Origin of the sequence: Nocardia sp. NPDC004068, from assembly GCF_042874315.1 — a bacterium.
GTDB lineage: Bacteria > Actinomycetota > Actinomycetes > Mycobacteriales > Mycobacteriaceae > Nocardia.
Window position 1 is genome coordinate 147,872 of record NZ_JBIAMW010000007.1, and the last position, 17,050, is coordinate 164,921.

Below are 17,050 nucleotides of genomic sequence, written 5' to 3' on the forward strand. Positions count from 1 at the left end.
TCAGGCCACCCCGAGGCTGCTGATCGTCGCCGCGAGCGCGACGATGCTGCCGCCCAGCAAGGTGTAGGCCCCCACATCGAACGGCCTGCTGCGCACCGCCAACAACCCGACCCGCACCGTCGGCAGGCACAATCGCAACGCCGCCGCGAGCAACGTCGCCCCGCCGATGAAGAACGCCCCACGCCGCCACCGATCCTGCGCCACGAACACCACCGCCACCACCAGCACGGCCACCACCAGCAGAATCGGCAGATTCGTCCGGAGAAACCGCCCCACCGGCCCGTGCTGATGAGGGTGCGGGTGTTCGAGCGCATCGGTCACGCCCACATTCTGGCATCAGGGGTCATGCCCGCAGGCCGCCGGATTGACCGGCACGAGATACTGGGGCCACGTGCTGCATGTGGTGTTCCTTCTTCGACTCAAGCATCGACATCCGCGAAATACCGGCTGAGCGTCCACCTGCGGCATGACGCTACTCGCGCATACTGTCATGCCCTGAAAGTGGCAAGCCACTACAATTCAGTCTATGACCGCTGCGTACGACTACGATGACCTGCACCGTCTGGTCGATCGTTTGACGCCGGACCAGGCGCACGCCTTGCGAGCCGTCGCGTTGCAGTTGGTCGTCACCGCTTCCCCGCAAAGCGGCACCGCTGCCGAACCTGCCAACGAACGGCGACGGCATCTCTCATTTTCCGGCCTGATGCACGCGGAGCCCGATCTCGCGGCGAGGTCGGAAGACGTGCTCCGCGAGGAACGTGGTAGACAGGCCGGGTGATCGTCTGCGACACCGGCCCGCTCGTAGCCGTATTGAACGAGAATGACGCTGATCATCAACGCTGCCTCGATCTCCTCGAAGTTCATCCCGGGCCGGTGCTTGTGCCCAGCCCGGTTCTGTCGGAGGTCTGCTACTTCGTGGAAACCCGTGTCGGGCCATCAGCAGAAGCCCAGTTTCTAGAGTCGGTCGCCCACAAAGAAATCGAGCTCGTCGACCTCACCCGAGCCGATCTTCTCCGGATGGCCGAGCTGGTTCGCAGGTATGCCGACTTCCCGTTAGGCGCGGTCGACGCCGCCGTGATCGCCGTTGCCGAACGTCTCGGAGTCAATGAAGTAGCGACCTTGGATCTCCGACATTTCAGCGCCGTCCGGACTCGTCATGCTGCTCCGCTCCGGCTGCTTCCCGACTGATCGCCGTGTTATCGAGGAGCCACTCCTACCTGGTTGACTTGGCCGCATGCTGCATGTGGTGTTCTTCGAGCCTCGTATTCCGCCCAATACCGGCAATGCCATTCGGCTGGCGGCCGGGACGGGGTGTGAGCTGCACCTGGTGGAGCCGTTGGGGTTCGATCTGTCGGAGCCGAAGTTGCGGCGGGCGGGGTTGGACTACCATGATCTGGCCTCGGTGACCGTGCATGAAAACCTTTCCGCGGCTTATGAATTCATTCGGCCGGAGCGGGTGTACGCGTTCACGGCAAAGGCGACGACGTGGAACACCGATGTCGCGTTCCGCAAGGGCGATGTGCTGTTGTTCGGGCCGGAGCCGACCGGGCTGCCCGAGGAGGTGCTCGCCGATTCGCGCGTGACCGATCAGGTGCGGATCCCCATGTTGCCCGGACGGCGGTCGATGAATCTGTCCAACGCGGCGGCGGTGGCGGTGTACGAGGCGTGGCGGCAGTTGGGGTTCCCGGGCGCGGTGTGACCGCATGTCGGCGGCGAATTGCCACGGATGTGCTGTTAGCGTCGCGCTGTGACGTCGACGACCGACGAGAACGACACGGACGACGGTTCCCGCTGGGAGCACAAGACGTGGGCGGTCCCGCTCGTCATCGCGATGGGGTTGCTGACCCTGCTCGCGCTGTCGTATCTGGGCAGTGTGCTGCACCCCCAGCGGAATCTGCACGACTTTCCGCTGGCGTTGGTGAACACCGATCGGGGGTCGGAGGGCGCGCTGGTGGCCGAGCAGGTGCGCGCGGCGTTCCCGGCGGGTCGGATCCAGTGGCACGTGGTCGACGCCGCGGAGTCCGATCGGCTGATGTCGGTGGGAAACATCTACGGCGCCATCGTGATTCCCGAGGACTTCAGCGACCGGTTGGCCGCGCTCACCCGGCCCGCGGCGGGCACGGGCACCGCGCCCGGGATCGAACTGCGGACCAATCCGCGCGCGGGGACGACCGCGATCGCGCTCACCACCCAGCTGCTCACGCCCGTGCTCACCGAGGTCGACAAGCGCCTGGGCGGGACGACCACCGAACAAGCGCGAGCGAACGAGGTGGTCATGTCGGACGCGGCGCTGGTGACGCTCTCGTCGCCCGCCCAGGTCACCACCACCCAGTTCGCGCCGTTGCCCGAGGGCACGGCCAACGGCATCTCCGCCTTCTACTACACGCTGCTGGTGGTGTTCGCGGGCTTCACCAGCAGCATGCTGATCAATATCGGCGTCGACACCGTCACCCGGGACGACCCCAAGGTGAACCGTTGGCGCGCACTGCTTTTCAAGTGGGCGTTGATCGCGGTCGTGGCCCTGGTGATGGCGGGCTGCTACGAGCTGATCGCCTACTGGCTCGGTATGCCCGTCGATCATCGGCTGACCCTGTTCGGTTTCAGCATGTTCGCCTCGCTCGCGGTGGGGATGACGGCACTCGCCAATCTGGCGGTGGTCTCGGCGGTGGCCTCCGCGCTGCGGCTGCCGGTGCTGAACAACCTGGGCATGCCGATCAACATGCTCGTGTTCATCGCGCTCGGCCTGCCGTCCTCCGGCGGCATCATGCCGGTGCAGGCGACGCCCCGGCTGTACGGGGCGCTGGCCGAATTCGAGCCCATGCATCAGGTGTTCCTCGGGGTGCGCTCGATCCTGTACTTCGACGCCCGCGCGGCGGCCGGACTCACCCGGGCGCTGGTGATGTGCTCGGTGGGCGTCTGCTTCGCGATCGTGGTCGGGATGCTGGCGACGCTGGGATACGAACGGCTGCAAGCCCGCTCGTCGACCGCCGAGGAGTGACCGCTCAGTCGCCGATCTCGAAGCGTTTGTACCGCGAGGTCGCCCCGGCGGTGAGCCGCACCCGGCTCTTGGCCACGCCGAAGTGTTCGGCCAGCAGTTCGACCGCCGCTCTGTTGGCCTTCCCCTCCACGGCGGGCGCCCGGACGTACAGCAGCAGGGTCCCGTCGTCGAGCGTCTCGACGAGCGGACCCTTCCCGCTGTTGGGTTTGATGGTCGCCCGGACCACGGTCGGCACGCGCGGCTCCTGTCCTCGGTTTCCGACACCGTAGCGTTCACGGCAGTACCCCCGGCAGCCGGACGTCGACGACATCGTGTGCCAGCACCCGCGTCTCGGTGGCGCTCGACAGCACCAGGTCACCCGACTGGACCGCGTGCACGCCCTCGGTTCCGGTGCGCTGGACGCGCAGGGTGACCTGCGGTGTGAGCGGGCCGTAGCGGAGGGTGGCGGTGTCGCCACGACGGTCCCACTGGCCGCCGGTGCGGGTCCACACCTCGGTTCCCGTCAGTCGTTCTGGGGCCGTCGGTTCCCACATCAATCCGGTCGCGATCACTGTGGCACCGGCCCAGCGCAGATCGGTGATCGCCGAACAGGTGGACTCGACGGGGAGACGTTGCGTATCGATCCGGCCCTCGGGCAACTGAACCGAGACCAGATGCGCTCTGCCGCAGGTGCTTCCGTCGCGAGTGTGTCCGATGAACGCGGCCTCGCGCCCGTCGGACCGGAACGCGCCGGGGACGAGCGGCATATTGACGTCCTCGACGCGGCCCAGCTCGCGCGCGGCGCCGGTGGCGGTGTCGATGTGGAACAGGTGATTGACGGCCCAGGTCACGCCCGGCGGCGCTTCGGTCAGATCGAGGATCAACCCGTTCGCGTGCGCGGCCAGCAGCTGCGGACCGGACAACGTGTTGCCCGGGGTAAGGGGATCTCGCGGCGGTGACATTCGAACCTCCTTCGGGACAATCGGTTTCGGTGACGAGAGGTCGGTATCGGCGAATCCATCGGGCTGCCACCAGCCGACCGAGGCGCCCGCCAAGGGGAAGACCTTGGTGCAGTGGCAGTCGAAACGGTGGGACTCCGCTCCGGCGGCCACGTCGAAGGACGTCAGTCCGCCCGCGCCGTCGAGCGCGTAGATTCGCGAATTATCGTGCGTGAAGCCGAATCCGGTGTAGGTGCCTCGATGTCGAGCGATGGTCCGTTCCGGGGTGGCCAGCACGAGCTCGCCGCCGCGGGCGTAGTAGACGAACGGGTGTCCCCTGGCCTGCGCCATCGTATCGTCACGCACAGAGGCAACGGATTGCGTTGCGTCGGTGCGCGTTTGCCCACCGGCACATCCGGCCGAGAAGGCCACCCCGAACAACACCACCGCCACCGCACACCTGCGAGGACCGGAGTTTCGGTTCATCGCAGCACCTCCAATGCCCGGTAGTAGTACGCCTCGCGGTCGGCGAGGCCGTGATAACCGCCGTTGATCGCCCGGGTGATCGCCACGAAATCGGCCGCGTCCGCGAGCTGGTTGAGGTCGCGGGAATTCCAGTACCACTGGGCTATTCGAAACCCGATATCGGGCCGGGCGGCCAGCTCGGGGTCTCCCTCGAGGTCCAGCCCGAGCGCCGCGCCCGCCTCGCGATAGTTGGCCCGCCCGGTCAACTGGATGGGACCACGCCCGTGATACCGCGGCCCGTCACCGGGCTCGGTATTGCCCGCCGCCGGATTCGCCCCATCCGGGTCGTACTGCCGGAAGTATTCGTCGTCACCCAGTTCCTCGAAATATCGCAGCTGCCCGCTCTCGTGTGCGAGTTGGGCGAGGAACGCTGCCCGACGCAACCGCGTGGTGATCTCGCCCTCCCACAGGGCCGCATTGAGCGCGGGCAGATACCGCTCGGCCAGATCAGTTGGCAGACCGGGCATGATGGCCGTCAATTGTTCGACGCTGATCCCGTCGAGAGGTGGCGGTTCGAGCACCGGCAGGTCCGGCACAGTCGGTTCACCCTCACCCTCACCCGCCCCGTCCTCGGCCGGTTGTGTAGCGGCCTGCTCGCTCTCCTCTCCATCCGCAGTGGTACCGGCACAACGTGTTTCGGCCTCTCCGTCCGCACCTTCCCCATCCGGAGCGTCGAGCGACGTCGTTTTCATTTGCTCCCCAGCCGACGGCGAGGGAGCGTTCTCCTCCTCGCCCGCGACTTCCGTATCCGCGCCATTCGGAGACGGCGTACCCGCCTCGTCCACAACCGACGACAAAGGAGGGCTCTCACCCTCCCCCGCAGCCTCCGTACCCGCGCCATTCGGGGAGGGCGTACCCGCCTGCCCCCCAGCCGCTGGCCAGGGAGCGTTCTCACCCTCACCCGTAGCCGGGACACCCTCGGACGTCGTTCCCGTCTGCTCGCTTGCCGACGGCGAAGGCCCGTTCCCGCTCTTGCGGGGATCGTCGCCATTCGCCCTCTCCGGTAGCGCGGGGAAGGCGAAAAGCACTGCGAGCTGGTTCAATTCGTCGAGGGCGGCTCGGATGGTGGCGCGGCCGCGTTCGTCGGCGCGGGCGACGGCCGCGGCGGCCTCGGCGATCACCTCACCCCATTCGCTGGTGAGGTGAACGGTTTCCGCGCTCACGCGCCAGTTCTCGTCGACCACGCAACCGGCGTCCTCCGCGTCGGCGACGTAGTCCAGCAGGACCAGGGCCGTGTGGTGCAGGTCCGACAGCGCTCGCACCCCCGCGTCGCGGAGGACCGCGGCGCGCTCGCAGAGCAGGCGGTTGTGCCGATGCGTGGTCTCGACGTGGGTGAGGACCGCGTCGAAGGCCGCGCCCTGCCAGCCGCCGTCCTCGAGACGGCGGCATTCGGCGAGGACGACGGTGGACAGCGACTCCAGATCGTTGATGTGCCGGTCGAATTCGGCACGCAGGCGTTCGGCCGCCGCCGAGGCGCGCCACGTGCTGAGCACGGAACGGGGCGGCGTCATGTCCGCACCGCCGTTTCGTCGAGTTCCCCGGCCACCGCGCGATCGAATTGGGTCACGGCGTCGGCGGTTCGGTCCGTGTGCTCGGCCACCCGGCCGAAATGATCGGCACTGTGCTGCACCAAATTGGCGAGCGTACAGGCCGTTTCACACCAGGCCGGAATCATCGCGCTGCACGGAATCGATTCCGCGACCCGAGCGAGACCTTCCACCGTCCTTTCCGCGGCACCGTCCAAATCCTGAAACGCTTGCCGCGCAACGCATCCGAAGCGCATGACGGCCTCGGCGTCGAGAATACATCTGTCCCGCATGAATCCCCCTAACCGTTCGTTCCCGAGCGACTCGACCACGGTAACCACGCCCGCCGACACCTGTCACGAACGAATATGCAGCCGCACCCTTTATTCGAATCCGCACCCTTTACATGGCTTGCAAGGGGTGCGGATTCGAATAAAGGGTGCGGATTGCAGCGGATTGCAATAGACCTTCCGGTCTGTCGAGTCGGGGCGGTACCCTCGCGAATGGGAGCGGGGAGGCAGGAGCCTCGCACGAGCGGAGAGTGCGCTATGGCCAAGCACGGTGCGTTACTGCTCGGAATGTTGGCGGCACTGCTGCTGATATTCGCAGGTCCGGCGGCTGCCGGGCCGGTCACAATCCACGACGACTCGAACGTCCTCGACGACGCGAGAGTCACCGACGCGGGCAATGCCGTGCCGGATCCGGTCCAGGTCTTCACCACCGAGGAGCTCGCCGACAACAGCGCGGGCTTCGATCAGAAGGCGCAATCGCATGTCACCGCGCCCAACGACGTGGTGATCGCCATCAACACCAAGTCCAGACATCTGGCCATCCGCACGGGATCCAACTCGCATATCCGCGACGCGTCCCCGGCGATCAAGGCGTTCCAGAACGACTTCGGCGGCAACGACTACACCGCCGCGACGGTCGGCGCGCTGAATTCACTTGCGCAGACGGCGAATCAGCCCGCACCCACCCGGAGCAACCACGCCACGCCCGCCCCGCAGGCCCAGCACAGTCGGCACAACACCGGCTTCAGCCTGTGGAGCGTGCTGTGCCCGCTGGTGGTCATCGCGCTGGTCATCGCCGCGGTGGTGGCATTGTTCCGGCGCCGCGGCCGGGGTGGCGGCGGTCCTTTCACCCGGGGGAACCCGCCCGGCGGCTACGGGCCGGGAGGTTACGGCCCCGGCGGCTACGACCAAGGCTATGGCCCCGGCTACGACCAGGGCTACGGTCCCGGATACGGCCGCCGCGGGATGAGCCCGGGGATGGCGGGCGGCCTCGGCGCGGCGGCGGGCGCGGTCGGCGGCGGTCTGCTCGGCTACGAGCTGGGCCGGATGGAAGGTCGCGACGAGGAACGCGCGCACGACTACGACCAGCCGCCACCGGATTCCGGCTACGACCAGTCGCCCCAGGAGTGGGGCGGCGGAGGCGGCGACGCCGATTTCGGTGGCGGCGACAGCGGCGGATTCGACGGCGGCGGTGGTGACAGCGGGGGTGGTAGCGGCGACTTCTGAACGCGCTCACCGGAAGTCGCGCGACTTCGACCCCATCCGCAGATCCATGCGCTGAAGATGTTCGGCGACCACGCTGACCACACCCTCGGCGTTCTGGATACGCCCGCGGATCAGCAGAGCCGGTGCGCTCTGGGCGACCCGGCGATAGCGGTGCCACAGCCCCACCGAACAGACGACGTTCACCATGCCGGTCTCGTCCTCCAGATTGATGAAGGTGACCCCGGCCGCGGTGGCGGGCCGCTGCCGATGGGTGACCGCGCCGCCCACCAGCACCTTGGTCCCGTCCGCCACCGCACCGAGGCGGTTCACGGGCACCACACCGAGCGAATCCAGTTGCGGGCGTAGGAATTCGGTGGGGTAACTGCCCGGCGACACCCCCGTCGCCCAGACGTCGGCCGCCGCCAGCTCCAGCTCACCCATGCCGGGCAGGGCGGGGGCGGTGGTGGCGGCGCCGGTGCCCGGCAGGCGGTCGGCCCGCTCCCCCGCCGCCGCCCCGGCGCCCCACAACGCCTGGCGCCGGGTCAGGCCCAGGCTGGCGAGCGCACCCGCGGTGGCCAGCGCCTCGGCCTGCGGCACCGTCAGCTCCACCCGACCGGTCAGATCCAAGAAGGAGGTGAAATGCCCGAACTCCCGTGCGGCGACGATCTTCTCGGCCAGTTCGTCGCCGATGTGCCGGACCGCGGCCAACCCGAGCCGCACCTGGGTGCCGCGCTGTTCCAGGGTGGCGTCGGCGAGGCTGTGGTTGACGTCCGGACCGTGGACGACCACCCCGTGCCTGCGCGCGTCGGCCACCAGCGACTGCGGCGAATAGAACCCCATCGGCTGGGCGTTGAGCAGCCCCGCGCAGAACGCCGCCGGATGATGCAGCTTGAACCACGCCGAATAGAACACCAGCGCGGCGAAACTCTGCGAATGGCTTTCCGGGAAGCCGAAATTCGCGAACGCGTACACCTTCTCGTAGATCCGGTCCGCCAGATCGCCGGTGATGCCGTGCAATTCGCGCATACCCCGATAGAACCGCTCCCGCAGGCGTTCCATCTTCTCGGTAGAACGTTTGGAACCCATCGCCCGGCGCAATTGGTCCGCCTCGGCCGCGCTGAAACCGGCGACATCGACGGCCATCTGCATCAACTGCTCCTGGAACAGCGGCACACCCAGCGTGCGCTCAAGCGAATTGCGCAGCGCCTCATGCTCGTAGGTGACCTCCTCCGCGCCGTTGCGGCGGCGGATGTAGGGATGCACCGAACCGCCCTGAATCGGTCCGGGCCGGATCAGCGCCACCTCCACGACCAGGTCGTAGAAGGCACGCGGCCGCAGCCGGGGCAGGGTGGCCATCTGCGCGCGCGACTCCACCTGGAACACCCCCACCGAATCCGCCCGCGACAGCATCTCGTAGACGGCCGTCTCCCGCAGATCCAGCTCGAACAGCTCGACGACCTGTCCGGTGTGCTCGCGCACCAGATCGATCATGTAGTGCAGCGCCGACAGCATGCCCAGGCCGAGCATGTCGAATTTCACCAGCCCCGCCGCGGCGCAATCGTCCTTGTCCCACTGCAGGACGCTGCGCCCGGGCATGCGGGCCCATTCGACCGGGCAGACGTCGGCGATGGGCCGATCGCAGATCACCATGCCGCCGGAGTGAATGCCCAGATGCCTCGGCAGCCCCTCGATCTCCCCGGCCAGTTCCAGCACCCGGTCCGGGATGTCGGTGTGCCGCTCGCCCGCCACCCCGGTCCAGCGGCTCACCTGTTTGCTCCACGCGTCCTGCTGACCGGGCGAAAAGCCCAGGGCCCGTGCGGCATCGCGCACCGCGGACTTCCCCCGATAGGTGATCACATTGGCCACCTGGGCGGCGTATTCGCGGCCGTATTTGGCGTAGACGTGCTGGATCGCCTCCTCGCGCCGATCGGATTCGATGTCGATATCGATATCGGGCGGCCCGTCGCGTTCGGGCGCCAGGAACCGTTCGAACAGCAGATCATTGCTGACCGGATCGACATTGGTGATGCCGATGGCGTAGCAGACCGCGGAATTGGCGGCCGAACCGCGACCCTGGCACAGGATGTCGTTGGCCCGGCAGAACGCGACGATGTCGTGTACCACCAGGAAATAACCGGGGAAGCCGAGATCGGCGATGATCCGCAGCTCGTGGTCGATCTGCCGGTACGCCTTGGGGTTTCGTTCCGGCGGCCCGTAGCGGCGGGCCGCGCCCTCGTAGGCGAGCTTGCGCAGCCAGGAATCCTCGTCGTGGTCGTCGGGGAGTTCGAACGGCGGCAGTTCCGGCGCGATGAGTTTCAGGTCGAAGGCGCATTCCCGGGCGAGCGTCACGGCATTGGTCACCGCCTGCGGACAGGTCTCGAACAGCCGGGCCATCTCCGCCCCCGACCGCAGATGCGCCCCGCCCGCGGGGGCCAGCCAGCCGTCCATCTCGTCCAGGCTCTGCCGGGCCCGGATCGCGGCCAGGGCCATGGCCCGGCGGCGGTGCCGGGGCGCGGCGAAATGCGCTGCGGTCGTGGCGATCACGGGCAGGCCCACGCGATCGGCCAGGGCGAGCAGCCGGGCATTGCGTTCGTCGTCGGTCGGGATGCCATGGTGGGTGAGCTCCACGGTCACGCGGTCGGCGCCGAACCGATCGGTCAGCTCGCGCAACGCCGCCTCGGCCGCGGCGTCGCCGCGCTGAAGTGCCTGGCGCACCGGGCCTTTGCGGCAACCGGTGAGGATCTGCCAGTGTCCCCCGGCCGCCTCGGTGAGCCGGTCCAGGTCGTAGCGCAGGATGCCCTTCTCCCCCGCGACCATGTGCGCGGCCGAGATCTCGCGCGACAACCGGCGATAACCCTCCTGCCCGCGCGCCAGCACCAGCAGATGCGGGCCCGCGGGATCGGGAACGCCGGTGCGCGGCTCGGAATCGGCGGGGGCCGGGCGGCGGGCGCGGCCGCGAGGTTCGAGGTGCGCGCTCGCCCGCGCCGCGCTGCCCAGCGACAGTTCCGCGCCGAAGACCGTGGGCAGCCCCCATTCGGCCGCCGCCTCGGCGAAGCGCACCACCCCGTAGAACCCGTCGTGATCGGTGAGCGCGAGCGCCTCGAGTCCCAGCCGCACGGCCTCCTCGACCAGATCCTCCGGCTGGCAGGCGCCGTCGAGGAAGCTGTAGGCGGAGTGGGTGTGCAGTTCGGCGTAGGGCACCGTGGGTTCGGTGGGCGGACGCGATCCCGCTCGGTAGGTCCCGCGCTTGCGCGACCAGGCCGGGCTGTCGCCGCCGTCGCCGGGCGGATCGGCGGGACGGCCCGGTCTTCCGGACAGCACCCGTTCCATCTCCGCCCAGGTCGGCGGGCCGTCGCTCCAGCCCATGCACACCTCCGGCATACCGATCGGTTCCTATTTGTCTCGAACATACATTCGAGACTCGAACTGGGGAAGTTCGGTATCCGGACTGTGATCAGCCACATTGGCGAGCGAACTTACTTTGGAGTAAGTTCAGGGCACATCGATCGCATCAAGGGAGAGCGTGATGTCCGAGACCCTCGAATCCGGCGGTTATCGATCCCGTCGGCGCGCCCGCCGGGATCTGACCGGCAGACACGTGCTCATCACGGGAGCCTCCTCCGGGATCGGCCGGGCCGCGGCGATCGCGGTCGCCGAGAAGGGCGCGGTGGTCTTCCTGCTCGCGCGGCGAGGCGAGGAGTTGGCCTCCGTCGTCGAGGAGATCCGGGCCGCCGGGGGCCGGGCCTACGGATACCAGTGCGATGTCACCGATTCCGATTCGGTCGAGCGGACGGTCACGACCGTTCTCGACGAGCACGGTCATGTGGACATGCTGGTCAACAATGCCGGACGGTCGATCCGCCGGGCCGTGCACCGATCCACCGACCGGCTGCACGACTTCGAACGGACCATGGCGGTCAACTACTTCGGGGCCGTGCGGATGACGCTGGCACTGCTGCCGCAGATGCGCGAACGCAAGTTCGGTCACATCGTCAACATCTCCAGCGCCGGGGTGCAGGTCGCGACGCCGCGCTTCGCCGCCTACCTCGCCAGCAAGGCCGCGCTGGACAAGTTCGCGGAGGTCACCGCGGCCGAGATGCTCGCCGACAACGTCACCTTCACCACCATCCACATGCCCTTGGTGCGCACGCCGATGATCGCGCCGAGCGGCCGCCAGGGCCCCTCGGAATCACCGGAGTGGGCGGCCGCCACCATCGTTCGCGCCCTGACCGAGCGCCCCAAGCGCATCGACGTCCCCGTCGGCACCCTGGCCGAATACGGCAGCCTGCTTACCCCGCGCCTCAAGGACGCCATCCTGCACCGCTACTACCGCGCGCTCCCCGACTCCCCCGCGGCCAAGGGCGAGCCCACCTCCGAAACCCCCACGGAATCGCCCGCCCCCGAGCCCCAGGAGAAGCCCCGCCGCCCGGTGTCCACCCCCGCCCGCGTGACCCGCACGGCCCTGCAACGCGCGGCCCGCCTGGTGCCCGGCACCCATTGGTGACAGTCGAACACCACATGACGAGCAGAGCCTCAGCGATGAGCGCGACCCTTGTGGCCCAAAGGATCTCGCGACTCCTTCGGTAAGGGCGGCCGCACAAGCGCCGGAGCGGCAGAGTCCCAGCTGAGAGCAAGTAACATGTTGCGGCTCAAGGTAACTCGCGGATGTCGTCGACGACGAGCCCGGTGGCCGGTTTCGGTTTGGCGCCGCAACTGGCCGGGCGGGCCGGGTAGGCGACGGTGTGGACCGTGATGTGCCAGCGGCGGCCGTCGCGGTGGGTGACGGTGGCCGCGCCCGCGAAGGTCGAAGGGTCGCCGGTGGGGGTGGCGTCGGGGGTGGTGGTGACCGTGAGGGAGTCGGCGGGGGCGGAAACGCGCTGGCGGACGGCGATTTCGGCGGCTTGTTCGACCGGGGTGTAGCAGCTGCGGCCGCGAAAACCCTCTAGCGCGAGGTCGTTTCGGTGGGCGGCGGCCACGGCGGCGAGCGCGGCCTCGGGGTCGACGCGGCCGTAGGTGAGGCCGGAGGGGAGCAGCACCAGGGCGGGGGCGAATCGGTGACCGCCGGTGTGGGAGCACTCCCAGACCAGGTCCGGGTACTCGGCGGACAGGCGGGCGGCGATGGGGCGGCCGAGCAGGGCGCAGCACTGATCGCGTTTGCCGTGGGCGCAGACCAGAACCAGCGGATCGGTCACCGGCGCACCGATTTTCGGAGCGGGGCCGTCGAGCAGGCTCAGGTCCAGGTCGAGCAGTTGTTTCAGATCGGTGATCTCGAGGCGTTCACACCACGAGTCGCGGGGACGGGAGGCGACGAGGAAAACCGTTCGGGTACCGGTGAATTCGTTGCGACCGGGGCGGCGGATCAGGGTCGGGCGCACCCGCGCGGCCTTCAGCCGGGGCGCGAGTTCCGCGGTGATCTCGGGACCGAGGACCTCGTCGCCGATCACATCCCGGCCCCAGGCTCCCGGCTGTTCGACGCACAACCAGCCCGAAACCCGGGTCGCGGTGCCGGGCAGGGGAAGATCGGCCGCCGCCGCCGAACAGAGCATGCCCTCGAAATCGGTCAATGGCCCAGGAACGGCAGGACCGCGGTGGCGAATTCGCCGTAGCGGTCGCGATGGATGCTGTGCCCGCACGCGAACGACTCGACCGCGCAGTCGGCGATGCTGGTGCGCACGATCTCGAGCTTGTCCGGATCGACCATGCCGCCCGGGCCCCCGCACAGCATGAGTGTCGGGGCCGTGATGCCGCGCAACGCCTCCCACCACTCCGGATTGGGTTTGCGGAACTGTTCCAGCGCGGTCCGGGTCATCGAACGGTCGAAGGCCAGCACCGCGCGCGGATGCCGCAGCAGGCTGCTGCTGGCGTGCCACAGTTCGGCGACCGTGGGCATGCGCCGTGTCAGGGCGAGCTGCTCGTCGCCGGAACGCAGCGGCAACGGCTGTTCCTCGATCACCAGGCGGCGGACCAGGTCGGGCCGCTCGATCGCCACGCACGAGACCGCGTACCCGCCCAGCGAATGCCCGACAAGATCGACCTCGGTCAACTCGAGCCGCTCGCACAGCCGCAGCACGTCGGCCCCGAACTCGTCGAAGCGGTAGGACTCGGTGTGAGCGCTGCGGCCGTGGCCGCGCAGATCGGGGACGATCACCCGGCGGCCCAGCCCGAACAGTCGCCGCGCGAAGCGATCCCAGGTGTGACCGTCGCCGCCCATGCCGTGCACCAACAGCACCGGCACGTCGGAGAGCGGATGCTCGACCGGCGACGGGCCGGAATCGCGATAGGCGATCAGCACGCCGTCCAGCGGCACCCGGGTAACTGTCGATTCCACGATTTCCCACGATACGGATCGCTCGTCGGCATCGCCGTGGGTTGTGCCCTCCGCCATAGTCCCCGGCGCAGTCCGCATACCTCTCTCATCGGGCGATCGGACGCGAACGCAGCGGCCCGCGAAAATGGCTGGGCCGTCGCGGCTTCGGCACGCATACTGCCGACATGCCGACCTTCGCCGATTTCGACAGCCGGAACTATCGCACCGTCGACGTCGCCACCGGATACGACGGCTGGGCGCCGACCTACGAGCAGACCGTCATGGACGAGATGGATCTGGCCCTGCTGGACCGGTTGCGCCGACCCGAATGGGGACGGCTGCGCCGGGCCGTGGACCTCGGCTGCGGCACCGGGCGGACCGGCGCGTGGCTGCGCGGCAAGGGCGTCGAGCGGATCGACGGCGTGGATCTGAGCGCGGGCATGCTGGCCCGGGCCCGCGAGCGCGGCGCGCACGACTCGCTCACCCTGGCCGATGTGCGCGACACCGGATTGCCCGGCGGCGCTTACGATCTGGTGATCTGTTCGCTCATCGACGAGCATCTGCCCGAACTCGGTCCGCTGTTCGAGGAGGCGCGACGGCTGGCCGCGCCCACGGCGGCGTTCGTGGCGGTCAGCTATCACCCGCAGTTCATCATGGTGACGGGCATGCCGACGCACTACACCGACGCGACCGGGGAGTCGCTGGCGATCAGTACCCATCTGCACCTGTTCAGCGATCGGGTCAACGCCGGTGTCGCGGCGGGCTGGCGGTTGGTCGAGGCGGCCGAGGCGGTGGTGGACGACGCGTGGCTGGCGGCCAAACCCCGGTGGGCGCGACTGCGCGGACACCCCTTCACGATGGCCCTGACCTGGACTCGGCCGTAGTTGTCGGTGCCCGGTGAGATGCTTCGCGGCATGGATTGGAAAATCGAGCTCGTCGCCATCCCGGTCACCGATGTCGACCGCGCCAAGGACTTCTACACCAAGATCGGTTTCAATGCCGACTACGACGAAAGTCCCACGCCCGACATCCGTTTCGTGCAGCTGACCCCGCCGGGCTCGGGCTGTTCGATCTGCATCGGCAGGGGCATCACGCAGGCCGCGCCGGGCAGCGTCGAGGGCATGCAGGTGGTGGTCGCCAGCGCCGAGCAGGCGTACCGGGATCTGGTCGCCGCGGGCGTCGAGGCCACGCCGGTCAAGGACGAGGGCTGGGGACTGTTCACCTACTTCGCCGATCCCGACGGCAACAAGTGGGCCGTGCAGGAACTGCCGAAGAGGTCCTGACCGGGCGCGGATGTCATTCGTAGAGGCCCTCGACATGCCAGGTGTCGGCGTAGCCGAGCAGCAGCAGGACGCGGAACTGGCCGTCGAGCATGACCTGGGCGCGGACGGCGCAGTCGCCCGCGCGGTCGCCGGACCACCAGCGCTCGTCCAGCAGCCAGGGTCCGCCCCAGCCGGACACCGGCCACTGCTTGTCGCCCCAGCGCAGGACGGCCGGTTCGGCGGTGAACAGCCCGCGCTCGGTGGTCCAGACGGGCGTGCCGTCGTCGGCCTCCAGGGTGACCTCCGGATGATTACGCAGCACCACGGTCGGCGAGGGTTGGGGCAGTCGGCCCGGCCAGGGTCGTCCCGGGTCGGCCGCGGGCACGAGTTCGTCGCCGAGCGGCACCGAGGTCACCCGTTCGGTGGGGCCGCGGCCGCCGCTCAGCACCCCGATCCGCACGGCCTCGCCGCCCAGCAGTCCTTGGACGCGGACCAGTGCGCGCCGGGCCCGCTCGTCGTCCTCCCCGACCCCGCCCCACAGGCCGAGTTGCAGTGCGCCGGAGGCGACCACCTCCACCGGTTCCAGGCGCAGCAGGACGATGGGGGCGCTCGGGATCGCGGCGGCCGGAGTCGAGCGGCGACCATGTCCGTCGGCCTGCGCTCCTCGGCCCGATCCGGGGCGTCGATCGTCGGGGGCGGGTTCCGCGGACGGTCGGCGCGGGCGCTCGGGAGGCAATCTTCCGGGGCGGCGGGAGGATCCGTTTCCTTCCCCCGCCGGATCGGATCCGAAATCTGTTGTGGTCGAGTCGGTTTGCCGATCCCGGTCGCCGCGCCGGGGTTCGTCGCGCGGCGTCGTCTCTGGTGCACCGACTCGGTACGGGTCGCGGCGCTGGTGTTCCGATTCGGGGTCGGCCCGGCCGTGGACGCGGCCGAAATCGGCTCCGGGATCCGGGTGCTGTCCCGACAGCGCGCGCTGGGTGAGCCAGCCGTCGAGTTGCCAGCGGATGCGGTCGGCGGTGCCCTCCGGGGTGAGCGGTTCGGCGCAGCGCCAGATGCGGGAAAGGCGTTCGCCCGCGGCCGTTTCCGCGACCACCGACAGGCGGGTGCAGGCCACGCCCGCGGCGGACAGGCGGTCGTGCAGGCGGGTGGCCAGCAGGCGGCCCGCGAAGGCGGCGGCGTCGACGCGTTCGATCGGCGGGTCACAGGGATATTCGACGATCAGATCCGGTTCGGGCGGGCGAGCCGAGGGCGGGCGTTCGGATTCGGCGCGGGCGCAGCGGTGCGCGCGGATGGCGTCGGCGCCGAAGCGGGAGGCGACCTCGACCGGGGTGAGCGCGGCGAAGTCGCGGATGCGGCGCAAACCCAAGCGGTGCAACAGGTCCACCAGTTCCTCGCGTTCCGGGGCGGCCAGGCTCGGTTCGAGGGCGAGTTCGGCGACCGGCAGCGGCGCGAGGAACCGCGCCCCCGCGCCGGGTGCGACGAGGGTGGCGCGACGGGCGGCGATCACCGCGGTGGACAACTCGTCGGCGATGCCGATCTGACATTCCACCCCCGTCGCCGCGACGGCGTCGACCAGCCGCTCGGCCGCCGCCTCCTCGGAGCCGAAGAACCGCGCCGCGCCGCGCGCGGACAGCACCAGCAGCCCCGGCCGCAGCACCTCCACGCCGGGCACGGTCGCGTCCACGGCCGCCACAACAGGTTCGAACAGCCGCGCGTCCCGATCCGGATCCGACTGCGCCACATGCATATCCGGGCAACGCGCCTGCGCCTCCCGCCGCTTGAGCCCCCGCCGCACCCCCGCCCCGCGCGCCACCGCCGAACACGCCACCACCCGATTGGCGTGCAACACCACCACCGGCCGCGTGGGCGGCACATCGGCCACCGCGGCGGCCGCGACCGCAGGCCAATCCGGACACCACACCGCCAACACCCGCGCCCCCGACCGCTTCCGCGTCGGCATGCTCACCTCATCGAAATCCGCTGGAGCGCTGGGACAGTCGGCGACCAAGCCTCTTCATG

Annotated in this window: 16 protein-coding genes and 1 pseudogene; 8 read left to right on the forward strand and 9 right to left on the reverse strand. The window is 69.2% G+C overall.

Annotated features, from left to right (window positions below):
* Positions 1-321, reverse strand: coding sequence for a DUF3017 domain-containing protein (locus ACFYTQ_RS19490; RefSeq protein ID WP_387362590.1), 321 nt, complete (start codon positions 319-321; stop codon positions 1-3).
* Positions 322-526: 205 nt separating this feature from the next.
* Here ACFYTQ_RS19490 and ACFYTQ_RS19495 point away from each other — a divergent pair, with 205 nt between their 5' ends.
* The 4 genes from ACFYTQ_RS19495 to ACFYTQ_RS19510 are packed head-to-tail and all read left to right on the forward strand — an operon-like array spanning position 527 to position 2,998.
* Positions 527-778: a hypothetical protein gene (locus ACFYTQ_RS19495; protein WP_387362592.1), complete on the forward strand. Its 252-nt coding sequence runs from the start codon at positions 527-529 to the stop codon at positions 776-778.
* Positions 775-1,188 carry a type II toxin-antitoxin system VapC family toxin gene (locus ACFYTQ_RS19500; protein WP_387362594.1) on the forward strand — a complete coding sequence of 138 codons (414 nt, stop codon included), beginning with the start codon at positions 775-777 and terminating at the stop codon, positions 1,186-1,188. Before ACFYTQ_RS19495 ends, ACFYTQ_RS19500 begins: the two co-directional genes overlap by 4 nt.
* 46 nt (positions 1,189-1,234) lie before the next feature.
* Positions 1,235-1,699, forward strand: a complete 465-nt coding sequence (locus tag ACFYTQ_RS19505) for a tRNA (cytidine(34)-2'-O)-methyltransferase (RefSeq protein ID WP_387362596.1) — start codon at positions 1,235-1,237, stop codon at positions 1,697-1,699.
* 48 nt (positions 1,700-1,747) lie between these two features.
* Positions 1,748-2,998: a YhgE/Pip domain-containing protein gene (locus ACFYTQ_RS19510; RefSeq protein ID WP_387362598.1), complete on the forward strand. Its 1,251-nt coding sequence runs from the start codon at positions 1,748-1,750 to the stop codon at positions 2,996-2,998.
* A 4-nt stretch (positions 2,999-3,002) separates the two neighbouring features.
* On the opposite strand, the gene ACFYTQ_RS19515 is transcribed toward ACFYTQ_RS19510, so the two are convergent.
* From ACFYTQ_RS19515 to ACFYTQ_RS19530, 4 genes are all read right to left on the reverse strand, one after another.
* Positions 3,003-3,233, reverse strand: a complete 231-nt coding sequence (locus ACFYTQ_RS19515) for a DUF167 domain-containing protein (RefSeq protein WP_387362599.1) — start codon at positions 3,231-3,233, stop codon at positions 3,003-3,005.
* 37 nt (positions 3,234-3,270) lie between these two features.
* Entirely contained in the window at positions 3,271-4,281 is a 1,011-nt protein-coding gene (locus ACFYTQ_RS19520; RefSeq protein ID WP_387362601.1) for a hypothetical protein, read from the reverse strand.
* A 116-nt stretch (positions 4,282-4,397) separates the two neighbouring features.
* Positions 4,398-5,951 (reverse strand): glycoside hydrolase family 19 protein, encoded by a 1,554-nt coding sequence (locus ACFYTQ_RS19525; protein WP_387362603.1) that lies wholly within the window; start codon positions 5,949-5,951, stop codon positions 4,398-4,400.
* A complete protein-coding gene (locus ACFYTQ_RS19530; protein WP_387362605.1) occupies positions 5,948-6,307 on the reverse strand; it encodes a hypothetical protein in 360 nt (119 codons plus the stop codon). The genes ACFYTQ_RS19525 and ACFYTQ_RS19530 overlap by 4 nt, the downstream gene beginning before the upstream one ends.
* Positions 6,308-6,514: 207 nt before the next feature.
* On the opposite strand from ACFYTQ_RS19530, the gene ACFYTQ_RS19535 reads away from it, so the two are divergent.
* Positions 6,515-7,483: a hypothetical protein gene (locus ACFYTQ_RS19535; RefSeq protein ID WP_387362607.1), complete on the forward strand. Its 969-nt coding sequence runs from the start codon at positions 6,515-6,517 to the stop codon at positions 7,481-7,483.
* Positions 7,484-7,489: 6 nt separating this feature from the next.
* On the opposite strand, the gene ACFYTQ_RS19540 is transcribed toward ACFYTQ_RS19535, so the two are convergent.
* The gene (locus ACFYTQ_RS19540; RefSeq protein ID WP_387363082.1) at positions 7,490-10,828 is read right to left on the reverse strand and encodes an error-prone DNA polymerase; all 3,339 of its coding nucleotides are present in this window, start codon (positions 10,826-10,828) and stop codon (positions 7,490-7,492) included.
* A 202-nt stretch (positions 10,829-11,030) separates the two neighbouring features.
* Here ACFYTQ_RS19540 and ACFYTQ_RS19545 point away from each other — a divergent pair.
* Positions 11,031-11,966: pseudogene (locus ACFYTQ_RS19545) on the forward strand (SDR family NAD(P)-dependent oxidoreductase); the annotation flags it as partial.
* Positions 11,967-12,111: 145 nt separating this feature from the next.
* Here the strand turns inward: ACFYTQ_RS19545 and ACFYTQ_RS19550 are convergent.
* Together ACFYTQ_RS19550 and ACFYTQ_RS19555 are read right to left on the reverse strand one after the other, a co-directional pair.
* Positions 12,112-13,026 carry a sucrase ferredoxin gene (locus tag ACFYTQ_RS19550; RefSeq protein ID WP_387362608.1) on the reverse strand — a complete coding sequence of 305 codons (915 nt, stop codon included), beginning with the start codon at positions 13,024-13,026 and terminating at the stop codon, positions 12,112-12,114.
* Positions 13,023-13,790 carry an alpha/beta fold hydrolase gene (locus ACFYTQ_RS19555; RefSeq protein WP_387362610.1) on the reverse strand — a complete coding sequence of 256 codons (768 nt, stop codon included), beginning with the start codon at positions 13,788-13,790 and terminating at the stop codon, positions 13,023-13,025. The genes ACFYTQ_RS19550 and ACFYTQ_RS19555 overlap by 4 nt, the downstream gene beginning before the upstream one ends.
* A gap of 164 nt (positions 13,791-13,954) precedes the next feature.
* On the opposite strand from ACFYTQ_RS19555, the gene ACFYTQ_RS19560 reads away from it, so the two are divergent.
* Together ACFYTQ_RS19560 and ACFYTQ_RS19565 are read left to right on the forward strand one after the other, a co-directional pair.
* Positions 13,955-14,653: a class I SAM-dependent DNA methyltransferase gene (locus tag ACFYTQ_RS19560; RefSeq protein WP_387362612.1), complete on the forward strand. Its 699-nt coding sequence runs from the start codon at positions 13,955-13,957 to the stop codon at positions 14,651-14,653.
* Between the two features lie 30 nt (positions 14,654-14,683).
* Positions 14,684-15,052, forward strand: a complete 369-nt coding sequence (locus ACFYTQ_RS19565) for a VOC family protein (RefSeq protein ID WP_387362614.1) — start codon at positions 14,684-14,686, stop codon at positions 15,050-15,052.
* A 13-nt stretch (positions 15,053-15,065) separates the two neighbouring features.
* On the opposite strand, the gene ACFYTQ_RS19570 is transcribed toward ACFYTQ_RS19565, so the two are convergent.
* A complete protein-coding gene (locus ACFYTQ_RS19570; RefSeq protein ID WP_387362616.1) occupies positions 15,066-16,991 on the reverse strand; it encodes a DNA polymerase Y family protein in 1,926 nt (641 codons plus the stop codon).
* Positions 16,992-17,050: the final 59 nt, after the last annotated feature.